Below are 23,201 nucleotides of genomic sequence, written 5' to 3'. Positions count from 1 at the left end.
GTCAAGATCCGATCAGCCCTTGGGGCTGATCATGTCCTCGGGGCGGACGACACGGTCGAAGGTCTCGCCATCCACGAAGCCAAGGGCGATGGCTTCCTCGCGCAGGGTGGTGCCGTTCCTGTGGGCGGTCTTGGCGACCTTGGTGGCGTTGTCATAGCCGATGGTCGGCGCCAGGGCCGTCACCAGCATCAGCGATTCCTTCATCAGCTTTTCGATTCGCGCCACGTTGGCCTGCGTGCCGACCACCATGTTGTCGGTAAAGCTGCCCGCCGCATCGCCCAGCAACTGCATGGATTGCAGCACGTTATAGGACATCATCGGGTTATAGACGTTCAGCTCGAAATGCCCCTGCGAGCCCGCAAAACCGATGGCCGCGTCGTTGCCCATCACATGAGCGCAGACCATGGTCAGCGCCTCGGCCTGGGTCGGGTTGACCTTGCCCGGCATGATGGACGACCCCGGCTCGTTCTCGGGCAGGATCAATTCGCCCAGGCCCGAACGCGGGCCTGATCCCAGCAGGCGCATGTCGTTGGCGATCTTGAACAGGGACGCCGCGACCGTCTTCAGCGCGCCCGAGAAGAAGACCATCGCGTCATGCGCGGCCAGGGCCTCGAACTTGTTGGGCGCGGTGACGAAGGGCAGGTCGGTGATCTTGGCGATCTCCGCCGCGATTGCGGTGTCCCACCCTTTCTTGGTGTTCAGGCCGGTGCCGACGGCGGTGCCGCCCTGAGCCAGTTCGTAGATGTCGGTCAGCGCCAGCTTGACCCGCTCGATCCCCTTGGCCACCTGATGGGCATAGCCGCCGAATTCCTGGCCCAGCGTCAGGGGCGTTGCGTCCTGCGTGTGGGTGCGGCCGATCTTGATGATGTCCTTGAATTCCTCGGACTTGGCGACCAGGGCCTTGTGCAGCTTTTCCAGGCCGGGGATCAGCGTGACGCGCGCGACCATGCCGATGGCGACATGCATCGCGGTCGGGAAGGTGTCGTTCGAGCTTTGCCCCATGTTCACGTGGTCGTTCGGATGGACCGGCTTCTTGCTGCCCAGTTCACCGCCCAGGATCTCGATGGCGCGGTTCGAGATGACCTCGTTGGCGTTCATGTTCGACTGCGTGCCCGATCCGGTCTGCCAGACGACCAGCGGGAAGTTGTCGTCGAACCTGCCTTCGAAGACCTCGGTCGCGGCCTGCTCCATGGCCTTGCCGATGGCGGGGTCCAGGTCGCCATTGGCCTGGTTCACGCGCGCCGCCGCCAGCTTGATCGCGCCAAGCGCGCGGATGATGGCCACAGGCTGGCGTTCCCAGCCGATGGGAAAGTTCTGGATCGAACGCTGCGTCTGCGCGCCCCAGTATTTGCTGGCATCAACCTCCAGCGGGCCGAAGCTGTCGGTCTCGGTGCGGGTCTTGGTCATCGGAAGGCTCCCTCGCGGTTTGGCGCGGTTCTAGCCGCCGGAAGCGCGATAGGCAATCGGTATGCGACGGTATGCCGATGCTAGGTGGCCGCCAGCGCATCCATGGCTTGACGCAAGGCGCTGTCCTGTGTGTCAGGCAAAGGCAGGATCGGGAGCGGGGGCTGCGCGTCGCTCAGGCCCAGCAGGTTCGCGGCCCGGTGAACGGTGCGGAAGCTGCTGGAAGTCTTGAACAGCGCCCACATTGCCTCGAAGGCCTTGTCGGTCCGGGCGGTCTCATGCGCGTCGCCCGATTGTGCGGCACGGACAAGGCGCAGCATCTCGGCGGGCCAGGTTCCGGCGGCGACGCTGTAGAAGGCATCGGCACCCGCCAGCATCGCGGGGGCGCAACCCCAATCGCCGCTGTAGCCGATGGAAAAGCCGGGGGGCAGGGCCGCGCGCAGGGTGGCGATCTCACCCGCGAAACCGCCATTGGCGGGCAGGGGCATCTTGACCGCCCGAATAGAGGGAACGGTCGCCAGACGCGTCAGCAAGCCGGTGGAAAAGGTGAAATGCGTGGTCGTGGGGTTGTTGTAGATGCAGATCGGCAGGTCGCTGGCCTCGGCAATCGCAGCGTAATGCGCGAAGACTTCATCTTCTATCAGCGGGGTGTAGGAGATGGGCGCCACCAGCAGGGCATCCGCGCCACTGGCCTTGGCATGACGGGCCAAGGATTGCGCGGCATCCGTGCGCAGGGCGCCGACGCCCACGATGACGGGCAGCCTTCCGCCGATCTCGTCCATCGTCGCCTCGACAACCGCCCGCCGCTGGTCCGGGTCCAGATAGGCATAGCCGCCGGTGCTGCCCAGGATGCCGACCGAATCGACCTGCGCATCCGCGATCCGGCGCAGGATGCTGCGAAGGTCGGCCTGCCTGACCCGGCCGTCAGGGTCGGAGGGCGTGATCGGAAAGGCGGAAAGGCCGTGGAAAAGGTGCATCGGATCCTCGCGTGTCGCGCGCAGATGGCCATGCGCGCGCCGCAATGGCAAGGTTCAGGCGAACAGCATGCCGTCCAGTTCGTTGCCTGCTTCATCGACGGCGTGGCACCAGACGCGAAAGCCGGTCAGCGTGTGCGGCCCGAAGGTGTTGATCAGCGGCACGTCGGCAGCATCCATGCCACGCGCCACCACCACGCGGCCAATGCGGCGCTGGTTGTTGCGGGGATCGAAGGTCCACCACTTGCCGCCCAGGAAGACCTCGATCCAGGCGGCGAAATCCATGGGCGCGGCGGCGGCGGGCACGCCGATGTCGCCGACATAGCCGTTGACGTATCGGGCCGGGATGTTCAGCGCGCGCAGATAGGCCAGCGTCAGATGGGCGAAGTCGCGGCAGACGGCCACGCCGTCGTTCCGGGCGCTTGCCGCCGTGCGGAATTGCGAAGCCAGCTTGTAGTCGAAGACCATGCTGCCGTTGACGTGATCGACGATATGCTGGACGCGGTTCCAGCCCGGCGCGACATGGCCGAACAAGGTCCAGGCTTCGTCGCTGACCAGGTCCACCTCGACATAACGCGAGGCGGTGAGGTAGCCCAGCACCTCGGACGGCAGGGCCTCGACGGGCCATTCGACGGCGTTGAAATCGGCCTCGTCGCGGGTGCCGGCGTCGTTGATGGTGATGTCGCTGAAAAGCGTGAAGGTGCCCGCCGGCGCCACCATGCGCCGGCAGATATTGCCGAAACGATCGACATAGTTCTGGACCGGGACATGCGGCACCGTCCTGAAATCCTCGGGGAAGGCATAGTCGCGGTGCCGTGCCGGCTCTGGCGTCGTCAGGCTGATCAAAGGCGTGGGCTGCGCCACCTCGATCGTCATTTCGTGCCCGATCCTGATGCGCATCAGGCGACCGTCGCATCCATCGTGACTTCGGCGTTCAGAAGCTTCGAGATCGGGCAGCCTTCCTTGGCCTTCTGCGCCAGATCCTCGATCTGCTCCTTGTCGCCGCTGCCCGAGATTCGCGTGACAAGATGCGCCTTGGTGACGGTGAAGCCCTCGCCGTCCTTTTCCAGCGTGATCTTCGAGGTGGTCTGGATGCCGATGTCGCCGATGCCCGCCTCGCCCAGCATCTTGGATAGCGCCATGCTGAAGCAGGCGGCATGGGCGGCGCCGATCAGTTCCTCGGGGTTGGTGCCCGGCTCATCACCGAAGCGGTTGTTGAAGCCATAGGGCAGGTCGTCCAAGGCCCCAGACTGTGTCGAGACCGTGCCCTTGCCATCCTTGAGCCCGCCTTGCCACCTGGCCGATCCGCTGCGCGTGAACATGCGTTGTCCTCCTTGCGTTCATGCTTTCGCACGTCGAACGCCGGGGGCAAGCCTTCGGTTCAGATATCAGCGGGTCGGGAACAGCCGCTGGTGTTCGGCGATGGCAAAGCGGTCAGTCATGCCTGCGACGTAATCAAGGACGATACGGGCGCATTGTGTCTCGTCCCCGGCCTCGCGCGCGACGCGGCACCAGTGGTCGGGCATCTGGCCGGGATCGTGCAGGAACAGCGGGAACAGGTCGTTCAGCATGGCGGTCACGTTGCTGCGCTCCACCACGACGGAAGGGGCACGATACATGCGCGTGAACAGGAAGGACTTGATCGCCTTGATGTTCTGATAAAGCGGCTTGGAAAAGCGGATGATCGGCCCGTCCATGTCGCGGATCTCCTGTGCGGATTCCGGCTGCAACCCGGCCAGGCGGTTCTGTGCGACGGCGATCACGTCCTCCACCATGACGCCGAAGACGCGGCGCAGCGCCTCGTACCGGCGGCGGGTGGGGTCGAGACCGGGATAAAGCCGGTCCACCTCGGCGAAGGCGGGGCCGACGACGGGCAGTTCGGCCAACTCGTCCTCGGTAAACAGTTCGGCGCGCAAGCCGTCGTGCAGGTCGTGGTGGTTATAGGCCACGTCGTCGGCCACCGCCGCGACCTGCGCCTCGGCGCTGGCATTGGTGTGCAGTTCCAGATCCCACTGGGCATTCACCTCGGCCAGGGCATAGGGCAGGGGGCCGGTGACGGGGCCGTTGTGCTTGGCGATGCCCTCCAACGCTTCCCAGGTCAGGTTCAGGCCGTCAAAGTCGGCGTAATGGCGTTCCAGCCGGGTGACGATGCGCAGGGCCTGGGCGTTGTGGTCAAAACCCCCATAAGGTTCCATCAGCGCGGCCAGGGCATCTTCCCCCGTATGGCCGAAGGGCGGGTGCCCCAGATCATGTGCCAAGGCCACGGTTTCCGCCAGATCCGTGTTCAGGCCCAACGCGCCGGCGATGGTGCGGGCAACCTGGGCCACCTCGATCGTATGGGTCAGGCGGGTGCGGAAATAGTCGCCGCGATAGGCCTCTCCATCATGTTCGACAAAGACCTGGGTCTTGTGCTTCAGGCGGCGGAAGGCGCTGGAATGGATGATGCGGTCGCGGTCGCGCTGCCAGGGGCTGCGGAAGGTGGACATGCGTTCGGGATGCAGCCGCCCGCGGCTGGCTTCGGGATGGCAGGCATAGGGGGCAATCACGGCAGCAGGGCCTTCCTTGCAACAGGTCCGGTGGACACTATATTTAGGCACTGCCGACGAAAACGGGAACGCCCCATGAACCTGCCCCCCAAAGTCACCGAACGCGCCTTTGCCCGCCTGGCCGAGATCAACGATTCGGGCGAGATCCGCCCGTTGCGCGTGGCCGTGTCAGGCGGCGGCTGTTCGGGGTTTCAGTATGACATTCGTCTGGATCAGGCCGAGGCCGACGACCTGGTGCTGGAAGGCGCGGGCCAGAAGGTCGTGGTCGATCCCGTCTCGCTGCCGTATCTGGCGGGGGCCACCATCGACTTTGCGGACGAACTGATCGGCGCGCGCTTCGTGATCGACAATCCCAACGCCTCATCCAGTTGCGGCTGCGGCACCTCGTTCTCGATCTAGCCGCAGACCCTGTTGCGGGTGTCCAAGTCGATCTCCAGTCGCAGCAGTCCGGGGGTCGGCAGGCGGTTCGCGTCTTCTTCGAGTTCTTCGTCCAACTCGATGACCTCGGTCGTCACCGTCAGACCCTGGCACAGGTCCAGCGGACCTGCCGACGCCACGCGAACTCTGCCGTCAGTCTCGATCAGGCGGATGATGTAGCCGTGCTTGCGGGCGACCGAGGCGACAAAGGTCATTGGCTCCTCGACCTGGGTCCATTCGGTGTCGGGACCGAACAGCGCATCCTCGCCCTGCCAGTCGGTGCCGTGGGCAAAGCGGACGGTCCATGTGCCTGGTGGGACCAGCAGGCGGAAGAACTGCCCGCCATGGATATATCCTGCCATGACCGGATCGCCCCCGGCTTCGGGCGACAAGAAGACCGCATAGTCCCGCCCCGGCAGCGTCTGCACGACCAGCGGCAGCGTCGCGGGCAACCCGCTGCGGTTCCACATCAGCCCCGCGCGCGGCCGATCCTGCGCCAGGGCGGGCAGGGTCAGGATGATCGTCAGCAGAAGGGCGATCAGGCGGCGCATAGGGGGGAACTTAGGCGTCCCGACTCCGGTTGCCAATTGCGGGACAGCGGATAAAGATGCGGCCCATGAAAATCGCGACATTCAACATCAATGGCGTCAAGGCCCGGATCCAAGCGCTGACTGACTGGTTGGCCGGATCGGCGGCCGATCTGGTCGTCCTTCAGGAAATCAAGTCCGTGGACGAGGGCTTTCCCCGCGCCCATTTCGAGGATCTGGGCTGGGCGGTCGAGACCCACGGCCAGAAGGGCTTCAACGGCGTCGCGATCCTGTCGAAGCTGCCGCTGGAAGATGTGACGCGCGGTTTGCCGGGCGACGATGCCGACGAACAGGCCCGCTATATCGAGGCGACGGTGGTCGGTTCCACGGCCGTGCGCATCGCCGGGCTTTATCTGCCCAACGGCAATCCGGCGCCGGGGCCGAAATACGACTACAAGCTGGCCTGGATGGAGCGTCTACGCCTGCGCGCCGCGGAACTGCTGGAAAGCGAGCTTCCGGTGGTGATGCTGGGCGACTTCAACATCATCCCCGAACCCCGCGATGCCGCCCGGCCGCAGGCCTGGGTCGATGATGCGCTGTTCCTGCCCCAAAGCCGCGAGGCGTTCCGGCGGATCGTCAACCAGGGCTGGACGGATGCTGTCCGCATCCGCGACCCCTGGGCCACGCGCGGGCCGTTCACCTTCTGGGATTATCAAGCCGGGTCCTGGTCGCGCGACGACGGCATCCGCATCGACCACCTGCTGCTGTCGCCGCAGGCCGCCGACCTGCTGGTGGAAACCGGCATCGACAAGGAAGCCCGCGCGGGCGAAAAGCCCAGCGATCATGTTCCCGTGTGGGTGCGTCTGGCGGCCTAGAGTACCAGCACGCCCGAATGCTTGGCCTTGTGTTCGGGCTCGACGTGGATGGTGATCTGCGCATCATCCAGCCGTTTCTTTAGCGCGGTCTCGATGCGGTCGCAGATCGCATGGGCCTGGGCCACAGGCGTGTCGCCGTCCACGACAAGGTGGAAGTCGATAAAGGTCATGCTGCCCGCATGGCGGGTCCGCAGGTCATGCGCCTCGATCGCGCCGTCCGCATGGTCCGAGATGGTGGCCCGGATGTCGCGCAGCATGTCGTCCGACACCGCCCTGTCCATCAACCCGCCAAGCGAGGCCGACATCACCTTCCAGCCCGACCACAGGATGTTGATCGCCACCAGTCCGGCCAGGATCGGGTCCAGAAGCGGATAACCCGAAACGGTCGCCAGCAAGACCCCGACGATCACCCCGGCCGAGGTGACGACATCCGACAGCAGGTGGTGTCCGTCGGCGACGAGGGCGGGGGATTTCAGGCGGCGGCCTTGGCGGATCAGCACGGCACACCAGAAGGCGTTGATGCAACCTGCGAAGCCGTTGATCAGCAGGCCCGTGAAGGGCGCGGTCAGCGGCTGCGGGTTGCGGATCCCCTGATAGGCTTCCTCAAGGATCAGCAGGGCCGCGACGATGATCATCACGCCTTCCAGCACGGCTGCCACAAACTCTGCCTTGTGGTGCCCATAGGGGTGGCTGCGGTCGGCAGGACGCTGGGCAATGCGGATTGCGATCAGCGCGGCAAGGGCCGTCGCCACGTTGACGGTGCTTTCAAGCGCATCCGACAGCAGCGCCACCGAACCCGTCAGGTGCCACGCCAGCGTCTTGAGGGCAAGCACGACGATCCCGATCGCAATGCTGCCCAGGGCAATCTTGATGGTGCGATTCATCGCGACGGTCCTTCATCACATGCCCCCCGTCGGGCTGCATGTGGCAGAACGCGGCCCCAGTTGCAACTGGAAAGGGCCGCTGGACGCCACCCCAGACCACGGGCTAGAGGGACGGAATGCAGGCCCTTGCGATCTATCTGACTGCCGCCCTGGCTGAAATCGCCGGCTGCTTCACCTTCTGGGCATGGCATCGCCTGGACCAGTCGCCTTTGTGGCTGATGCCAGGCATGGCCTTGCTGGCGCTGTTTGCCTGGATCCTGTCGCTCAGCCCGACCGATCTCGCGGGACGGGCCTATGCGGCCTATGGCGGCGTCTATATCACCGCGTCCGTTCTGTGGCTTTGGCTGGCCGAGGGGCGCAGGCCCGATCAGTGGGATGTGCTGGGCACCGCAGTCTGCCTGGCTGGCGCGGCGATCATCCTGTGGGGACCGCGCGCCGCCTGAAGGTCAGTCGTCGCCGTCGTCGCGATATTCGTCGTCGTCGCCGAAGCGGGCGTCATCCGCGTATTCGTCCTCGCCCTCGCCCACATACTTGGCGCTGAGCGCAATGGAATGATTGTCATGCGTGGGATCCATGACGACATCAGAGGGGATCTCTCCGGCCAGCCATTCGCGCAGTTCCTCGCGGATTTCGGACGGTTCCTGGCCGGTCGCCTCTGCAAGATAGGCCACGAAGGCACGCTGATCGCCGTCGATCTCGTCCAGGTCGGTTTCATCGACCTCGGGCCATTTCTCGACGATCGCCTCGTAGAAGGCGGCCCAGTTCTGCTGCACATGGCTCCATTTCATCAGTATCCGCCTCCCATCGAGGATTGCGCCCAGTTTGCAATTCCGGTGATGTCCTCACCGACACCCGCGACCGTATTGCAGCCAGCCAGCACCGCGCAGGCCAGCAGCATGCCCAAGACTGCCTTCATTCTTCTGCCTCCTGCCACCACAGCTCGGGCAGGAAGCCCGGCCAATCTCCGTAAAGCGGCGTTGTCTGGGCAGGATACCGCAGGTCCGCAGCATGGGCCAGCCGCGAGACCGGCGAGAACCCGGCCGGTATCACGTAACGCCCTGCGGTCAGGATTCGATCCAGCGCGCGGACGGCGGAAGTGAATTCCTCATCCGTTTCCGATCGGACCATTGCGGCGATGACGGCATCGGCCGCCGGACTTTTCATGCCCATCCAGTTCCGGCTGCCCGGCTGGTCCGCAGCCTCGGACCCCCAGTAGAGCAACTGTTCGTTTCCCGGTGACAGCGACAAGGCGCGTTCATACCAGGTCATGTCGAACTGGAATTCATTGGTGCGCTGCACGAACTGGGCCGGGTCCAGCAACGTGATGCGCACCTGCATCCCCAGGTTCCGCAGCGCCTGGACATAGATGTCGGCAATCTGCTGGGTTTCGGATGCGGTGCGCATGGCGGTGCCGGACTGGTTCAGCAGGATCTCGAAGGCGAAGGGGCGGCCTTCCGCGTTTTGCAGGACACCATCGCGCACGGACCATCCCGCGTCGGCCAGCAGCGCCATCGCCCGCCGCAGGCCCGCCCGATCCAGGGCGCGGTCTGACCCCTCGGGCAAGGCATAGCCCTCGATGGTGCCGGGGGGCAGATCCGTGGCGAAGGGTGCCAGCAGTTCGGCCACGCGGCCCGTCGCGGGGCCAGGCTGCATGGCCAAGCTGGAATTTGCGAAATACGAGGTGATCCGCTGGTCCTTGCCACCATTCAGCGTGGCATTGATGAAACGGAAGTTGAACGCCTCGATCATGGCCTGGCGGACCCGCCAGTCGGCAAACAGTGGGTTGCGGGTGTTCATCACCAGCCCCATGATCCCCGATGGGCGGCCATTGGGGATTTCCGCCTTGACTGCATCCCCCCGCGTCATCAGGGGGAAGTTGTATTCCTGTTCCCACTTGTTGGCTGACAGTTCCCGCCAGACCGTGACCTCGCCTGCCTTGAAAGCCTCGAACATGGCATTGGCGTCACCGAAATAGTCATAGCGGATCACGTCAAGGTTGTTGCGCCCTTTGTTGACGGCCAGATCCTTGCCCCAATAATCGGGATCGCGCCGAAAGGTGACCATGCGCCCCGGTTCGACCTGGTCCACGACATAGGGGCCGGACCCGATCGGCGCCTCCAGCCCCGAGGCCGAGAAGTCCTTCCCTTCCCACTGCGCCTTCTTCAGAACCGGCCGCAGCCCCATCAGCATGGCCAGCTCCCGGTCGTTTTCCGAAAAGGTAAAGCGGATGCGGCCGGGGCCGGTCTGTTCCATCTTCGCGACCTTGGACCAGGCACCGTGATAGCGTGGATGACCCTGCGTTCCCAGCGTCTCGTATGACCACATCACGTCCTCGACGGTCACGGGCGATCCGTCCGAGAACCGGGCCTCGGGGCGCAGGGTGAATTCCACCCAGCTTCGGTCCGGCGCCGTTTCGACGGACTGCGCCAGAAGGCCGTAAAGCGTGAAGGGTTCGTCAAGGCTGCGATACATCAAGGTCTCGGCGACATGGACGCCGACGCCCCATGCTGCATTGCCTTTCAACACCCAGGGCTTGAGCGAGTCGAAGCCACCCGGTTCGGCCAAACGAATCATCCCGCCTTGGGGCGCGTCGGGGTTGACGTAGGGGAGTGCTTGGAATCCTTGAGGTAGAGCAGGCTGACCATACATCGCAAGCCCGTGGACCGGTTCGGCACGTCCTTCGAGCGGCATTGATGCAACAGTCAGAAAACCGCCGGAAATCAGGCACAAGGCACGAATAATCGCGGATTTGTTAAGGTTTCTTAAGAATTTCATCGCCTGTCTGCCCGGTTTTCTTCTTTTCGATACAAATTCAACTAACTCGGATGGAGATCGTCAATGGCGGGTCGAACTTCTTCGTTGGACTCTGACAGGCATTAGCGTATAAATGGCTTACTGCTCGATAGGTTTCTTGCCTGTATGAAACCTGCCTCATGACTTGCGCCCGCCTTGTGCGGGCGCTTTTTTTTGCCCATGCTGCACCTGCAAACGGCTTGGGCGCTTGCTGCCCGTCTTAAAGCCGACAGTCAGGAGGGGGGCGATGTTCCAAAAATTTCTAGACGGTAAAACCGCAGTCGTGACGGGTTCTAACTCTGGCATCGGGCTGGGCATTGCGCATCGCCTGGCCATGGCGGGGGCGGATATCGTCCTGAACAGTTTCACGGATCGGGACGAGGATCATGCCCTGGCTGAGTCCGTGGCCCGGGACCATGGCGTCGCCGCGCGCTATATCAAGGCGGACATGTCCAGGGGCGATGAATGCCGGGCCTTGATCAGCCAGGCGGGGCGCTGCGATATCCTGGTAAACAATGCGGGCATCCAGCATGTCGCGCCGATCCCGGATTTCCCGGTCGAAAAGTGGGACGCGATCATCGCCATCAACCTGACCTCGGCCTTTCACACGACTGCAGCGGCCCTGCCGATGATGCGGGCCGCGGGCTGGGGGCGCATCATCAATGTCGCGTCCGCCCACGGCCTGACGGCAAGCGCCTTCAAATCCGCCTATGTGGCGGCCAAGCACGGGATCGTCGGCTTCACCAAGGTCACGGCACTGGAAACCGCAAAAGAGGCGATCACCTGCAATGCGGTCTGCCCCGGCTATGTCCTGACGCCGCTGGTCGAGGCGCAGATCCCCGACACGATGAAGGAATACGGCATGAGCCGCGACGAGGTCATCCAGAAGGTCATGCTGGAGCGCCAACCATCGAAAGAGTTCGTGACGGTCGAACAACTGGGGGACACGGCGGCCTTCCTGTGCAGCGACGCCGCGGCCCAGATCACCGGCACCGCCATCAGCGTCGATGGAGGATGGACCGCCCTGTGACGGAACCGTTCGCTCAAGGGCCGCTGTCTATGACGACAGCGCATCCTCGATGTCGCGAAGATCGGAATTCGTCAGGTTCTTGGCCACTTCCCTGCGCAGGCGGAATTGCAGTTCCTTGTGATACCGCTTGCGCAGCATCCCCAGGGTGGACGGATCCGCGATGATGACGATGTCGTCCGCCTTGTGCTTCAGCACCAGGTCGTTCAGGTGATCGACAAGCCGGGCTGCAAACACCGCGGGATCGGCCGCAGGCACAATGTCGGAGTTGACGTCACCGGCTTTTGGCTGGTTCAGGCTTTCCGGCGTGACCCGTTCGGTTTCAGACAACTCGATGCCGTGCCTGGCCGTATTGCGGAACAGCGTCGCCGAATGGCCATCGGCCACGACAACCAGAGTGTCATGAGGAAGCATCGTGATCTCCTGTCGTTACCAGGTACGGAAACGCAGGATCACAAGCCTCAGTTGCACCCTTCGCAGAAGCGGCGGATGCGGGTAACGGCCTCGGTCAACTGCTGGTCGCTGGTCGCGTAAGAGATGCGGAAATGCGGGGACAGGCCGAAAGCCGCGCCGAAGACCACCGCAACGCCGGTTTCATCCAGCAGCGCATTCGCGAAGGCCTCGTCATCCGTGATCGCCACGCCCGCAGCCGAGGTCTTGCCAATAAGCCCCTCGATGGAGGGATAGACATAGAACGCCCCTTGCGGCGTGGGGCAGTCGATGCCGGGACAGGCGTTCAGCCCGGTCACCACCAGATCACGGCGGCGCTGAAAGACGGCGCGGCTTTCGCTGATGTAGTCCTGCGGTCCGGTCAGTGCCGCCTCGGCCGCGTATTGGCTGACCGAACAGGGATTCGACGTCGATTGCGATTGCAGTTTCGCCATGGCCTTGACCAGCGGCTCCGGTGCCGCGCCATAGCCGATGCGCCAGCCTGTCATGGCATAGGCCTTGCTGACACCGTTCATGATCAGCGTGCGGTCCTTCAGGCGTGGTTCGACTTGGGCAGGTGTCACGAAATCGAATCCGTCGAAGACCAGGTGTTCATAGATGTCGTCCGAGAGGCACCAGACCTGCGGATGGCGCAGCAGAACGTCGGTCAGCGCCTGCATGGCTGCGCGATCGTATCCAGCACCCGACGGGTTGGAGGGCGAGTTCAGGATCAGCCATTTCGTGCGTGGCGTGATGGCAGCCTCAAGCGCGTCGGGTGTCAGGCGAAACCCCTGATCCAGCCCGCATTCGACGATCACCGGCTTGCCCCCCGCCAGAAGCACCATGTCGGGATAGCTGACCCAATAGGGGGCAGGGATGATGACCTCGTCGCCATCGTCCAGCGTCGCCATCAGCGCGTTGAACAGGATCTGCTTGCCGCCCGTGCCGACCGTGATCTGCGACGGGGCATAATCCAGCCCGTTTTCCCGCGCGAACTTGTCGCAGATCGCGCGTTTCAGCGACGGCGTGCCGTCCACGGCGGTATAGCGCGTGTGGCCCGCATCAATGGCGGCCTTCGCCGCGTCACGGATATGGCTGGGCGTGTCGAAATCCGGCTCTCCGGCGGACAGGCTGATGATGTCGCGTCCCTTTGCCCGCAACTCGGCCGCGCGGGTCGTCATCGCGATCGTCGGCGATGGCTTGATTCGGCTCAGGCGGTCGGACAGGAAAGCCATGGCGGTCCTTGCTGGTTTGAACGTCTTGCCTGCATGGATTATGCTGCGGATCCCAGGACGGCAAGCGTCGCGGAAGGATGGAAGAATGATCGAATCGGCTGAAACCCGTCTGCGCCGCCTGAAGATGCGCAGCTGGCGCCGGGGCATGAAGGAAATGGATCTGATCCTGGGCCATTTCGCCGATGGGCCCCTGGCATCGCTGAATTCGGCCGAACTGGATGCCTATGAGGCCATGCTGTCTGAAAATGATCAGGATCTGTATCTGTGGGTAACGGCACGGGTGAACGGCGGCACCAATCGCGGTCCCGCCGAAGTCAGTGCGATCCTGGACCGGATTGCGGATCATGCCGCGGAACGGCTGAGGCCCGTTCGATAAAATTCTTCCTACTCTGTGCGGGAAATTCGGTTGCATTAACTGAAGATTTTGGTTTTTGCGTCAATATCGGGCCATGAGGAACAAATCAGGACCGCGAGACGCCATGATTTCACCCGCGCCGCGCGATATGCGCCCCCAGGCCGACGTTCAGGCCCTGCCGGATCTGGCAGACACGACCGAAGCCTATCTTGAATCCCTGCAGCTTCTGGAACGGCTGCACCGGCTGATGCTGGATCTGGTCAAGGACGAATTCGAACGCCTTGGCCAGCACGATCTGACCCCGGTGCAGGCCATGATCCTCTACAACCTCGGCGGGGCCGAGGTGTCGGCGGGCGAACTTCGGTCCCGCGGCATGTATCAAGGATCGAATGTCAGCTATAACCTGAAGAAGCTGGTGACGATGGGCTATGTCCATCACGAACGCAGCGACATGGACCGCCGTTCGGTGCGGGTCAAGCTGACGCCGGAAGGCCAGGCGATCCGCGACATGGTCCACCGCCTGTTCCTGCGCCATGCCGAAGGCCTGGCCATGTCCGGCGTGCTGGAAGACCCGCCCCTGGAGCAGGTCAACCTGCAAAGCCGCCGGATCGAGCGGTTCTGGCTGGAACAGATCCGCTATATCTATTGACCCGCGGGTGCAGCCTTACCAGTGGCCGGTATTTTCCATGCTGGCCCAAGGCTCGGCCGAGGGCAGGTGATCGCCTTCCTGCAGCAGTTCGATCGAGACATTGTCAGGGCTGCGCACGAAGGCCATGTGCCCGTCCCGCGGCGGACGGTTGATGGTGACGCCAGCGTCCATCAGCTTCTGGCAAAGGTCATAGATGTTGCCGACGCGATAGGCCAGGTGGCCGAAGTGGCGGCTGTCGGAAGGCAAACCTTCATCGCCGTCCCAGTTGTAGGTCAGTTCGACCGGACATTCCGGCTGGCCCGGAGGCGCCATGAAGACCAGCGTAAAGCGGCCCTTGTCGTTGTCGATGCGGCGCGTTTCCTCCAGCCCCAGCAGCTTGAAGAAGGCCATGGTCCTGTCCAGATCCTTTACACGAACCATGGTGTGCAAGTAGCGGATATTCATCAAGATCCTCCTGTTGGGTCAGCGGCGACGCAGGTATTCGAAGAGGGTGCAGCGGGGCGTTTCCTGGCGCAAGTCAACCGACCCCAGACAATGCCACTGATCCTTCTCGAAGTCGGGAAAGAACGCGTCCGCATCCTCGACATCCAAGTCCACCTGGGTCAGCAGCAAGCGGTCGGCTTTGGGAAGCAATGCATGATAGATGCCTGCACCGCCAATGCCATAGACCCGACGATGACCCAGGCTGTGCGCGTGATCCACAGCGGCCTGCGGGGTGGAGATAACATTTTCTGCGACTGCAGGGTCTGATGACACGACCAGGTTCAGCCGGTTCTTCAGGGGTTTGAAAGGCAAGCTTTCCCAGGTCTTGCGACCCATGATGACAGCCCCGCCGGTCGTCTCTCGCTGGAAGAAGGCCAGATCCTCGGGCGCGTGCCAGGGGATGTCGTTGTCCTTGCCGATGGCGCCATTGCGGTCGCGGGCTGCGATCAGGGTCAGCATGGATCAGACCGCCACGGGGGCCTTGATGGCCGGATCGGGGTCATAGTTCAGCACCTCAAAATCGTCATAACGGAAATCGAAGATTGAACCAACTTCGCGCCGCAGGCGCAATTGGGGCAGCGGCTTCGGCGTCCGCGCCAACTGGGTCCGCACCTGATCCACGTGGTTCGAATAGATATGCGCGTCGCCGATGGAATGCACGAAGTCGCCCGGCTCATAGCCGGTGACATGGGCCAGCATCACCTGCAACAGCGCATATGATGCGATGTTGAAAGGCACCCCCAGGAACATGTCGGCCGACCGCTGGTACAGCTGCAGGTGCAGCTTGCCCGCCAGAATCCGCACCTGCCACAGCGTGTGGCAGGGTGGCAGTGCCATGTCCGGGACGTCCCCGGGATTCCAGGTCGACACGATCAACCGGCGGGAATCCGGCGTCTTGCGGATTGCTTCCACAAGGTCCGCGATCTGATCCACATGGCCTGCGAAGAACAGGGGCTGGCCCTCGGCGTCCTGACCGCTGCGTATCAGCTTGGGGAAGCGGCGCCACTGGTGACCGTAAACCGGGCCAAGATCGCCATTTTCGTCCGCCCATTCGTCCCAGATCGAGACACCGTTTTCCTGCAGATAGCGGATGTTCGTATCGCCCGACAGAAACCACAAAAGTTCGTGGATGATCGACTTCAGGTGCAGCTTCTTGGTCGTCACCAGCGGAAAGCCGTCGGTCAGTGGATAGCGACATTGCAGCCCGAAATGACTGATCGTCCCCGTCCCTGTCCGGTCTGTGCTTTCCTGCCCTTGCTCCAGGACCGTGCGCAGGGCGTCGTGGTACTGCCGCATGTCAGACGTCCAGTTCTTCGGCGAAGCGGGCATTTTCCTGGATGTATTCGAAGCGCAGTTCCGGCTTCTTGCCCATCAGCCGTTCGACCAGGTCGCCGGTTTCGCCCCCTTCGTCATCGTCGATGCTGACCCGGATCAGCTTGCGCGTCTTTGGGTTCATCGTTGTGTCCTTCAAGTCCTTGGCGTCCATCTCTCCCAGGCCCTTGAATCGCTGCACGTCGATCTTGCCCCGCCCGCCCAGACCCTTGGCCAGCATCCGTTCCTTTTCTGCGTCATCCGCGACATAGACCCGGTGCGCACCCTGCGTCAGGCGGTAGAGCGGCGGGCAGGCGAGATAAAGGTGCCCCTTGTCGATCATCGGCCGCATCTGCGTGAAGAAGAAGGTCATCAGCAAGGACGCAATATGCGCCCCGTCCACATCCGCATCCGTCATGATGATGACCTTGTCATAGCGCAGGTCATCGACCTTGAACTTGGATCCCATTCCGACGCCAAGGGCTTGGCACAGATTGCTGATTTCCTGGTTGGCCCCCATCTTGGTCGAGGCCGCGCCTAGCACGTTCAGGATCTTGCCCCGCAGCGGCAGCAGCGCCTGGTTGGTGCGGTCGCGCGCCATCTTGGCGCTGCCGCCGGCGCTGTCGCCCTCGACAATGAACAGTTCGGTCCCGTCGCGGCTGGTGGCGCTGCAATCGACCAGCTTGCCGGGCAGGCGCAGCTTCTTGGTGGCCGTCTTGCGGGCCGTTTCCTTTTCCTGCTTGCGGCGCAGGCGTTCGTCGGCGCGCAGGATCAGGAAATCCAGGATCGCGCCCGCCGACTTCGTATCGGCCGCAAGCCAGGTATCGAAATGGTCGCGGACGGCGTTTTCGACAAGGCGCGCGGCCTCGGTCGTGGCAAGGCGATCCTTGGTCTGGCCCACGAATTCCGGTTCGCGGATGAAGCAGGACACAAGCGCGCAGCCGCCGGTCAGCAGATCCTCGCGCGTGATGTTCGCGGCCTTCTTGTTGCTGATCCGTTCGCCATAGGCCCGCACGCCCTTGAGGATCGCGGACCAGAAGCCCGCCTCATGCGTGCCGCCTTCGGGTGTGGGGACCGTGTTGCAATAGGACTGGATGAAACCGTCGCGCGAGGGCGTCCAGTTGATCGCCCAATCGACCTTGCCCGCCGCGCCCTGGCGGCGGAAATCGACGCTGCCCGCGAAGGGGCGGTCGGCATAGGTGCTGGCCCCGTGCAGAGTCTCGGACAGATAGTCCGCAAGACCGCCGGGGAAATGAAAAGTCGCCTCGCGCGGGGTTTCGCCGTCGTCGATTTCCGATTTCCAGCGGATCTCGACACCGCTGAACAGGTAGGCCTTGGACTTTACCATCTTCAGCAGCCGCGCGGGCTTGAAGCGGTGATGGCCGAAGATGTCTTCATCCGCGTGGAAGGTGACGGTCGTGCCGCGCCGGTTGGGGGCGGCGCCGACCCTGGCCACCGGACCCTGCGGAATGCCGCGCGAGAACCGCTGTTCAAACAGCTCCTTGTTGCGCGCGACCTGCACGATCATGCTGTCCGACAGCGCGTTCACGACCGATGCGCCAACCCCGTGCAACCCGCCCGAGGTCTGGTAGGCATCGCCCGAGAACTTGCCGCCTGCGTGCAGCGTGCACAGGATCACTTCCAGCGCCGACTTGCCCGGAAACTTGGGGTGGGGGTCGATGGGGATGCCGCGGCCGTTGTCGCGGATGCTGACACTGTAATCGGCCAGCAGCTCGACCTCGATGCGGGTGGCATGGCCGGCGACCGCCTCGTCCATCGAGTTGTCGAGGATCTCGGCTACAAGGTGATGCAGCGCGCGTTCGTCGGTTCCGCCGATATACATGCCGGGACGCTTGCGCACCGGCTCCAGCCCCTCCAGCACCTCGATCGAGGCGGCGGAATAGCTGTCGGTCGCATCGACTGCGGAAAGAAGATCGTCGGCCATCGGGTTCTGCTCTTGTTCTTGGTTGGGGGACTATCTCATGCTGGCGGGATCAATGCCAGTGCTGCCGGACCAGGCTGCGTCGCGCGGCCGGTTGCGGGATGTGTCATCATATCGGATGTTCCCTTGCCCGTTTCAATCTCACTCGGGTTCGGCCAGCCGTGCGTCCCACATCCTGCGGAAGGCCGGACGGGACTGGCAGCGTTCCAGCCAGGACATGACCGCCGGAAACTGGCTCATCAGTTCCCCGTATCCCTGGGCATAGCGCAAGACTTCGGCCAGGTTGAGGTCCGCCACGGTAAATCGTCCGCCGACCAGATGTTCGTGCGTGGCGAGATGCGCTTCGATCACCTTCAGCGGGCGGATCAGCCGTTCGGCGGCGTTGGCCACGATCGCCTGGTCGTCGCCCGGTTGCAGGCGCGACGGCGCGTGCAGAAACAGGATCGTCAGGGCATCCGGTTCGACGCTGGTGGCGGCGTAAAAGCTCCACTGCATCATCAGCGCGTCTTCGGCCAGGTCAGCGGGGCCGAGATCGCCGCCGTACTTGCGCGCCAGATACAGGGTCGCCGCCAGGGATTCACCCAGCACCAGGCCGTCATCCTCGATCACCGGGATGGTTCCGGCAGGCGAGAGGGCCAGGAATTCGGGGGAATGCGTGTTCAGGGGGGCATCCGGCGCGTCGGGTTCGGCCAGGCGATAGGCCTGGATGACCGGGATCTGGCGAAACTCCAGTCCGATTTCGTGGCAGAGCCAGATGAGGCGCGAGGCGCGCGAACGGGTGACGCCGTGAATGGTCAGCATTGAAAGCTCCTTCTTCCCCTCAAGGCTATGCCAGCTTGATGGGGCGGGAAAGGGGACAAGGCGTGCCCACGCGATTTGATGCAGGTCAAGGAACAGCCCCGCCAGCCGGTCTAGACCGGACCCGCGAAACAGGAGCGATTCTCAAAATGTCCAATTCCGAATTGGACCACCCCAGCCTTTACGCCAAGCGGGAACCGATCTTTCCGAAACGCGTCAAGGGGCGGTTCAGGAACCTCAAATGGATTGTCATGGCGGTTGCCCTGACGATCTATTACGTCATGCCGTGGCTGCGATGGGACCGTGGTCCCACCATGCCGGATCAGGCCGTGCTGGTTGACCTGGCCAACCGGCGGTTCTTCTTTTTCTGGATCGAGATCTGGCCTCACGAATTCTATTTCGTGGCGGGCCTTCTGGTCATGGCGGGGTTGGGCTTGTTCCTGTTCACCAGTGCCCTGGGACGGGTGTGGTGCGGCTATGCCTGTCCGCAGACGGTCTGGACCGACCTGTTCATGTTGGTGGAACGCTGGATCGAGGGCGATCGCAACGCACGCATCCGCCTGCATCGTCAGGAATGGGACGCGCAGAAGATCCGGCTGCGGCTGGCCAAATGGGCCGTCTGGCTGGTGATCGCGCTGATGACCGGCGGGGCCTGGATCTTCTATTTCACCGACGCTCCGACACTTCTGGGTAACCTGCTGACCGGCCAGGCCCATCCCGTCGCCTATATCACCATGGCGATCCTGACTGCGACGACCTTCTTCTTTGGCGGCTTTGCCCGCGAACAGATCTGCATCTATGCCTGCCCCTGGCCCCGCATTCAGGCGGCGATGATGGACGAGGACACCTTGACCGTCGCCTATCGCGAATGGCGGGGCGAACCGCGGGGCAAGACTAACGTGCGACACCGCCCTGCCGCCGCAGCCTTCCAGGCCGAGGCTGAAAGCCATGCCGCCGGGCCCGCTGCAGGGGGCAAGTATCCGCCCGTTCCTTATCCCGGCGTGCCGACCGGGGTCGGCGGACCGATCCCCGTCAATTCGGCGGGCGACTGCATCGATTGTCTGGCCTGCGTGAACGTCTGCCCGATGGGCATCGACATCCGCGAAGGACAGCAGATGGAGTGCATTACCTGCGCGCTGTGCATCGACGCCTGCGACGAGATCATGGACAAGATCGGCAAGCCGCGCGGGCTGATCGACTACATGGCGCTGAAGGACGAAACGGCCGAACGTGCCGGCGCGCAGCCGAAATCGGTCTGGCGGCATATCTTCCGGCCGCGCACGATCCTCTATTTCACGCTGTGGTCCGGGATTGGGATCGCGCTGATCGTCGCGCTGTTCATCCGCTCGCCCTTCGACCTCAATGTCTCGCCCGTGCGCAATCCGCTGTTCGTGACGATGTCCGACGGCGCCATCCGCAACACTTATGAGGTTCGCCTGCGCAACAAGCAGCATGACGCCCGCAGCTTCAGCTTCGCGGTCGAGGGCGCGGACGGCCTTGTCGTCACGGTCGAGGGCGCGCCTTCCGGCATGACCGAGGTTCCTGCGGACGAGACGTTGAGCCGCAGGCTTTACGTCACCGCGCCAGCCGGGTCCGAGATTGCGACGCAGGCCACGACGCAGCTTGACCTTGTCGTCCGCGACGAAACCGACGGCACGACCGCATCCGTCGGCACGATCTTCCACGGAAAGGGTGAATAGGATGACCAGGGAACTGACCGGACGCCATGTCCTTTTCATCACGCTGTCGGCCTTTGGCGTCATCATCGCCGTCAATCTGGTCATGGCCTTCCTGGCCGTGGGCAGCTTTCCAGGGCTGGAGGTCAAGAACAGCTATGTCGCCTCGCAGCAGTTCGATCGCGACCGTGCGGCCCAGCAGAGCCTGGGCTGGACCGCAAGGGCCAGCCAGGAAGGCACGCAGATCGCGATCGAGATCGTGGACGCCAAGGGTGCCCATCCCGTTCTGCGCGACTTCTCGGCCACCATCGGGCGGCCAACGCACAAGCGCGACGATGTGACGCCGCAGTTCGAACAGGCAGGCGGCGGCATTTTCCGCGCGCCGCTGGTGCTGGAACCGGGGGCCTGGAATATCGATGTCCAGGCTGTCGCGCCCGACGGAACGCCGTTCCGGCAGCGCTTGGATCATTATGCCGGGGCAAGGGCGAACTGACATGGCCGACCTGACCGCATCAGGCTTCAGCGCCTGTCCCGCCTGCGATGCGGCGCCCTTGGCGCAACGTCTGGCCGACCGTGCCGAAGTGGCGCAGGGCACGGTGATCCTGTCCCTGCCGACTGCCCATTGCGCGACCTGCATCACCGATGTGGAGACCGCGCTGGTCGCTCATCCGGGCGTGCGCAGCGCTCGCGTGAACCTGACCCTGCGCCGCGTCACCGTGGATGCGCCGGGCCTCACTGCCGACGACCTGATCTCGGTTTTGGCGGGTGTGGGATACGAGGCGCACGAACTGGACCCCGATGCGCTGTCGGCCACCACCGCCGACCGGCAGGGCCGCGACCTGCTGATGCGCATCGGCGTGTCGGGATTCGCGATGATGAACATCATGATCCTGTCGGTCGCCGTCTGGTCGGGGGCCGAATCTGCCACGCGGGACTTGTTCCACTGGATCAGCGGCGCCATTGCGCTTCCCACGGTGTTCTTCGCGGGCCAGCCCTTCTTCCGCAGTGCCTGGGCCGCGATCCGGGTAGGCCGGTTGGGCATGGATGTGCCCATTTCGCTGGCGCTGATCCTTGCAAGCGCCATTTCGGTCTATGAGACGATGCAGTCGGGGCACCACGCTTATTTCGACGCGGCGGCGATGCTGTGCTTCTTCCTGCTGATCGGCCGCTATCTGGACCATCGCACCCGCGCCATCGCCCGATCCGCCGCGGCCGAGTTGACTGCGCTGGAGGTTCCGCGCGCCACGCTGCTGCTGGACGGCGCCGAACAAACCGTTCCCGTCGCCGGCCTGCGCCCCGGCGACCTGATTCGCATCCGGCCCGGCGCGCGTATCCCCGCCGACGGCCAGATCGTCGAGGGGCGGTCCGAGATCGACCGCGCCCTTCTGACCGGGGAAACCCTGCCGGTCCTGGCCGCGCCGGGCCAGATGCTGTCTGCGGGTGAGGTGAACCTGACCGGGCCGCTGATCCTGCGCGTGACGGCGGCGGGGCGTGATTCTTCGCTGGCACGGCTGACCGCCCTGGTCGAGGCGGCCGAGGCCGCTCGCGGACGCTACACCTCGCTTGCGGAACGGGCGTCGCGGCTCTATTCGCCCAGCGTTCACCTGATGGCCTTGTGCAGTTTCGCAGGCTGGCTCTGGGCCACCGGCGATCTGCGCCTTGCCGTGAACATCGCGGCGGCGGTTCTGATCGTGACCTGCCCCTGCGCGCTTGGCCTGGCAGTTCCGGCAGTCGCCACGGCGGCATCGGGACGGCTGTTCCGGCGCGGCCTGCTGATCAAGGATGGAACCGCCCTGGAGCGCCTTGCGGAAGTTGATACAGTCGTCTTCGATAAGACCGGCACCCTGACCCTGGGTCGCCCGTCTCTGGTGAGCGCTGATCCGCTGCCCCCGGGCCTGCGCCCCGTTGCCCGCGCCATGGCACTGGCCTCGGCCCACCCCTTGTCGGCAGCCCTGACGGCCGCCTTGGCCGATCACCCTGCCGCCGATCTGACGGACGTGACCGAACATCCCGGTTTCGGCGTCTCGGCCTGCTGGCAGGGCAGGATAGTCCGCCTGGGCCGTGCCGACTGGCTGGGCTGGGCGGATGATGAGGACCGGCCCACCAGTGCGACCTGGCTGGCGGTGGAAGGCCACGCTCCGATCCGCCTGGAGTTCACCGACGAACTGCGCCCCGGAGCAGAGGACTGCGTGGCCATGCTTCGCAAGGCCGGGTTGCGGGTCGTGCTGATCTCGGGCGACAGGCCGGCCGCCGTTGCGAACCTGGCTGCACGGCTTGGCATTGCGGATTTCCATGCCGCCGTCGATCCTCAAGGCAAGGAAGCCATGGTTGCCGATCTTGCCGCCGGAGGCGCGCGCGTGCTGATGGTGGGTGACGGGCTGAACGACACGGCGGCGCTTGCGCGAGCCCATGCGTCGATTTCGCCGGCCAGTGCGCTTGACGCCGCGCGCGTGGCCAGCGACATGGTGCTGACCGGCACCGACCTTGTGCCCGTGGCAGAGGCGGTCACGACCGCGCGTCGTGCCACCCGCCGCATCCAGGAGAACTTCGCGATTTCGATCGCCTATAATATCGTGGCGGTGCCCTTGGCGGTGGCGGGCATGGTGACGCCCTTGATCGCGGCGCTGGCAATGTCGCTCAGCTCGATCACGGTAACGCTGAATGCGCTGCGTCTGCGGGATTGAAAAGGAAACGTCATGGAAATCCTGTCCATCCTGATTCCGGTATCGCTGGGCCTTGGCGCGGCGGGGCTTGTCGCCTTCATCTGGGCCTTGCGGTCGCGCCAGTTCGAGGATCCGAAGGGCGATGCCGAACGCATCCTCAGCGACAAGTGGGACGACCGCCCCAAGCCCGACTGAGGGGACCGGCAGACATGA

General features: G+C 64.1%; 27 protein-coding genes. 10 read left to right on the top strand and 17 right to left on the bottom strand.

Translation table 11 applies throughout. From position 1 onward, the window contains the following. Nucleotides 1-12 precede the first annotated feature (12 nt). From fumC to RAH32_RS01130, 5 genes are all read right to left on the bottom strand, one after another. Nucleotides 13-1,407: a class II fumarate hydratase gene (gene fumC, locus RAH32_RS01150; protein ID WP_306604368.1), complete on the bottom strand. Its 1,395-nt coding sequence runs from the start codon at nt 1,405-1,407 to the stop codon at nt 13-15. A gap of 80 nt (nt 1,408-1,487) precedes the next feature. After that, nucleotides 1,488-2,381: a dihydrodipicolinate synthase family protein gene (locus RAH32_RS01145; protein WP_306604361.1), complete on the bottom strand. Its 894-nt coding sequence runs from the start codon at nt 2,379-2,381 to the stop codon at nt 1,488-1,490. A 54-nt stretch (nt 2,382-2,435) separates the two neighbouring features. Next, nucleotides 2,436-3,278, bottom strand: coding sequence for a transglutaminase-like domain-containing protein (locus RAH32_RS01140; protein ID WP_306604359.1), 843 nt, complete (start codon nt 3,276-3,278; stop codon nt 2,436-2,438). Beyond that, nucleotides 3,278-3,700, bottom strand: coding sequence for an OsmC family protein (locus RAH32_RS01135; protein ID WP_306604358.1), 423 nt, complete (start codon nt 3,698-3,700; stop codon nt 3,278-3,280). The genes RAH32_RS01140 and RAH32_RS01135 overlap by 1 nt, the downstream gene beginning before the upstream one ends. Nucleotides 3,701-3,766: 66 nt before the next feature. Beyond that, a complete protein-coding gene (locus tag RAH32_RS01130) occupies nt 3,767-4,924 on the bottom strand; it encodes a deoxyguanosinetriphosphate triphosphohydrolase (RefSeq protein WP_306604356.1) in 1,158 nt (385 codons plus the stop codon). Between the two features lie 75 nt (nt 4,925-4,999). Here RAH32_RS01130 and RAH32_RS01125 point away from each other — a divergent pair, with 75 nt between their 5' ends. Further along, the gene (locus tag RAH32_RS01125; RefSeq protein ID WP_306604354.1) at nt 5,000-5,323 is read left to right on the top strand and encodes a HesB/IscA family protein; all 324 of its coding nucleotides are present in this window, start codon (nt 5,000-5,002) and stop codon (nt 5,321-5,323) included. Here RAH32_RS01125 and RAH32_RS01120 read toward each other — a convergent pair. Next, nucleotides 5,320-5,892, bottom strand: coding sequence for a hypothetical protein (locus tag RAH32_RS01120; RefSeq protein WP_306604350.1), 573 nt, complete (start codon nt 5,890-5,892; stop codon nt 5,320-5,322). The two genes, RAH32_RS01125 and RAH32_RS01120, sit on opposite strands and share 4 nt — an antisense overlap. Before the next feature lie 65 nt (nt 5,893-5,957). Between RAH32_RS01120 and xth the strand changes: the two genes are divergently transcribed. Next, on the top strand, nt 5,958-6,743 hold the full coding sequence (xth, locus tag RAH32_RS01115) for an exodeoxyribonuclease III (RefSeq protein WP_306604343.1): 786 nt from the start codon (nt 5,958-5,960) through the stop codon (nt 6,741-6,743). On the opposite strand, the gene RAH32_RS01110 is transcribed toward xth, so the two are convergent. Then, nucleotides 6,740-7,627 carry a cation diffusion facilitator family transporter gene (locus RAH32_RS01110; protein ID WP_306604335.1) on the bottom strand — a complete coding sequence of 296 codons (888 nt, stop codon included), beginning with the start codon at nt 7,625-7,627 and terminating at the stop codon, nt 6,740-6,742. The two genes, xth and RAH32_RS01110, sit on opposite strands and share 4 nt — an antisense overlap. Nucleotides 7,628-7,743: 116 nt before the next feature. On the opposite strand from RAH32_RS01110, the gene RAH32_RS01105 reads away from it, so the two are divergent. After that, nucleotides 7,744-8,070: a YnfA family protein gene (locus RAH32_RS01105; protein WP_306604322.1), complete on the top strand. Its 327-nt coding sequence runs from the start codon at nt 7,744-7,746 to the stop codon at nt 8,068-8,070. A gap of 3 nt (nt 8,071-8,073) precedes the next feature. On the opposite strand, the gene RAH32_RS01100 is transcribed toward RAH32_RS01105, so the two are convergent. From RAH32_RS01100 to RAH32_RS01090, 3 genes are read right to left on the bottom strand one after another with little or no spacing between them, the layout of a single operon-like run. Further along, nucleotides 8,074-8,415, bottom strand: a complete 342-nt coding sequence (locus RAH32_RS01100; RefSeq protein WP_306604320.1) for a hypothetical protein — start codon at nt 8,413-8,415, stop codon at nt 8,074-8,076. After that, complete coding sequence (locus RAH32_RS01095) at nt 8,415-8,543, bottom strand: hypothetical protein (protein ID WP_306604314.1); 129 nt, start codon at nt 8,541-8,543, stop codon at nt 8,415-8,417. Before RAH32_RS01095 ends, RAH32_RS01100 begins: the two co-directional genes overlap by 1 nt. Next, nucleotides 8,540-10,318, bottom strand: coding sequence for an extracellular solute-binding protein (locus RAH32_RS01090; RefSeq protein WP_373429637.1), 1,779 nt, complete (start codon nt 10,316-10,318; stop codon nt 8,540-8,542). The genes RAH32_RS01095 and RAH32_RS01090 overlap by 4 nt, the downstream gene beginning before the upstream one ends. Nucleotides 10,319-10,667: 349 nt before the next feature. Between RAH32_RS01090 and RAH32_RS01085 the strand changes: the two genes are divergently transcribed. Further along, nucleotides 10,668-11,450, top strand: a complete 783-nt coding sequence (locus tag RAH32_RS01085) for a 3-hydroxybutyrate dehydrogenase (protein WP_306604307.1) — start codon at nt 10,668-10,670, stop codon at nt 11,448-11,450. 27 nt (nt 11,451-11,477) lie between these two features. On the opposite strand, the gene RAH32_RS01080 is transcribed toward RAH32_RS01085, so the two are convergent. Continuing rightward, nucleotides 11,478-11,861 (bottom strand): baeRF12 domain-containing protein, encoded by a 384-nt coding sequence (locus tag RAH32_RS01080; RefSeq protein ID WP_306604299.1) that lies wholly within the window; start codon nt 11,859-11,861, stop codon nt 11,478-11,480. A gap of 47 nt (nt 11,862-11,908) precedes the next feature. Next, nucleotides 11,909-13,111: a pyridoxal phosphate-dependent aminotransferase gene (locus tag RAH32_RS01075; RefSeq protein WP_306604284.1), complete on the bottom strand. Its 1,203-nt coding sequence runs from the start codon at nt 13,109-13,111 to the stop codon at nt 11,909-11,911. 85 nt (nt 13,112-13,196) lie between these two features. Here RAH32_RS01075 and RAH32_RS01070 point away from each other — a divergent pair, with 85 nt between their 5' ends. Then, complete coding sequence (locus RAH32_RS01070; RefSeq protein WP_306604282.1) at nt 13,197-13,487, top strand: succinate dehydrogenase assembly factor 2; 291 nt, start codon at nt 13,197-13,199, stop codon at nt 13,485-13,487. A gap of 127 nt (nt 13,488-13,614) precedes the next feature. Next, nucleotides 13,615-14,115, top strand: a complete 501-nt coding sequence (locus RAH32_RS01065; RefSeq protein ID WP_306605176.1) for a MarR family winged helix-turn-helix transcriptional regulator — start codon at nt 13,615-13,617, stop codon at nt 14,113-14,115. 15 nt (nt 14,116-14,130) lie between these two features. Here the strand turns inward: RAH32_RS01065 and RAH32_RS01060 are convergent, their stop codons facing one another. The 5 genes from RAH32_RS01060 to RAH32_RS01040 form a co-directional block, all read right to left on the bottom strand. Next, nucleotides 14,131-14,559, bottom strand: coding sequence for a VOC family protein (locus RAH32_RS01060; protein ID WP_306604280.1), 429 nt, complete (start codon nt 14,557-14,559; stop codon nt 14,131-14,133). A gap of 18 nt (nt 14,560-14,577) precedes the next feature. Continuing rightward, complete coding sequence (locus tag RAH32_RS01055; RefSeq protein WP_306604278.1) at nt 14,578-15,057, bottom strand: dihydrofolate reductase; 480 nt, start codon at nt 15,055-15,057, stop codon at nt 14,578-14,580. A 3-nt stretch (nt 15,058-15,060) separates the two neighbouring features. Beyond that, nucleotides 15,061-15,894 (bottom strand): thymidylate synthase, encoded by an 834-nt coding sequence (locus RAH32_RS01050; RefSeq protein WP_306604276.1) that lies wholly within the window; start codon nt 15,892-15,894, stop codon nt 15,061-15,063. Between the two features lies 1 nt (nt 15,895). After that, nucleotides 15,896-17,854: a DNA topoisomerase IV subunit B gene (parE, locus tag RAH32_RS01045; protein WP_306604274.1), complete on the bottom strand. Its 1,959-nt coding sequence runs from the start codon at nt 17,852-17,854 to the stop codon at nt 15,896-15,898. Nucleotides 17,855-17,992: 138 nt separating this feature from the next. After that, nucleotides 17,993-18,652 (bottom strand): glutathione S-transferase family protein, encoded by a 660-nt coding sequence (locus RAH32_RS01040; RefSeq protein ID WP_306604271.1) that lies wholly within the window; start codon nt 18,650-18,652, stop codon nt 17,993-17,995. Between the two features lie 146 nt (nt 18,653-18,798). Here RAH32_RS01040 and ccoG point away from each other — a divergent pair, with 146 nt between their 5' ends. The 4 genes from ccoG to ccoS are packed head-to-tail and all read left to right on the top strand — an operon-like array spanning nt 18,799 to nt 23,183. After that, a complete protein-coding gene (gene ccoG / locus RAH32_RS01035) occupies nt 18,799-20,349 on the top strand; it encodes a cytochrome c oxidase accessory protein CcoG (protein WP_306604269.1) in 1,551 nt (516 codons plus the stop codon). A gap of 1 nt (nt 20,350) precedes the next feature. After that, nucleotides 20,351-20,818, top strand: a complete 468-nt coding sequence (locus tag RAH32_RS01030) for a FixH family protein (protein WP_306604267.1) — start codon at nt 20,351-20,353, stop codon at nt 20,816-20,818. Nucleotide 20,819: 1 nt separating this feature from the next. Then, nucleotides 20,820-23,009, top strand: a complete 2,190-nt coding sequence (locus RAH32_RS01025) for a heavy metal translocating P-type ATPase (protein WP_306604265.1) — start codon at nt 20,820-20,822, stop codon at nt 23,007-23,009. 12 nt (nt 23,010-23,021) lie between these two features. Continuing rightward, nucleotides 23,022-23,183, top strand: a complete 162-nt coding sequence (gene ccoS / locus RAH32_RS01020; RefSeq protein ID WP_103171242.1) for a cbb3-type cytochrome oxidase assembly protein CcoS — start codon at nt 23,022-23,024, stop codon at nt 23,181-23,183. Nucleotides 23,184-23,201: the final 18 nt, after the last annotated feature.

The organism is Paracoccus yibinensis, from assembly GCF_030846195.1.
Lineage (GTDB): Bacteria > Pseudomonadota > Alphaproteobacteria > Rhodobacterales > Rhodobacteraceae > Paracoccus > Paracoccus yibinensis.
The sequence above is the reverse complement of the archived record's forward strand: the minus strand, read 5'-3'. Positions and strand labels throughout refer to the sequence as shown.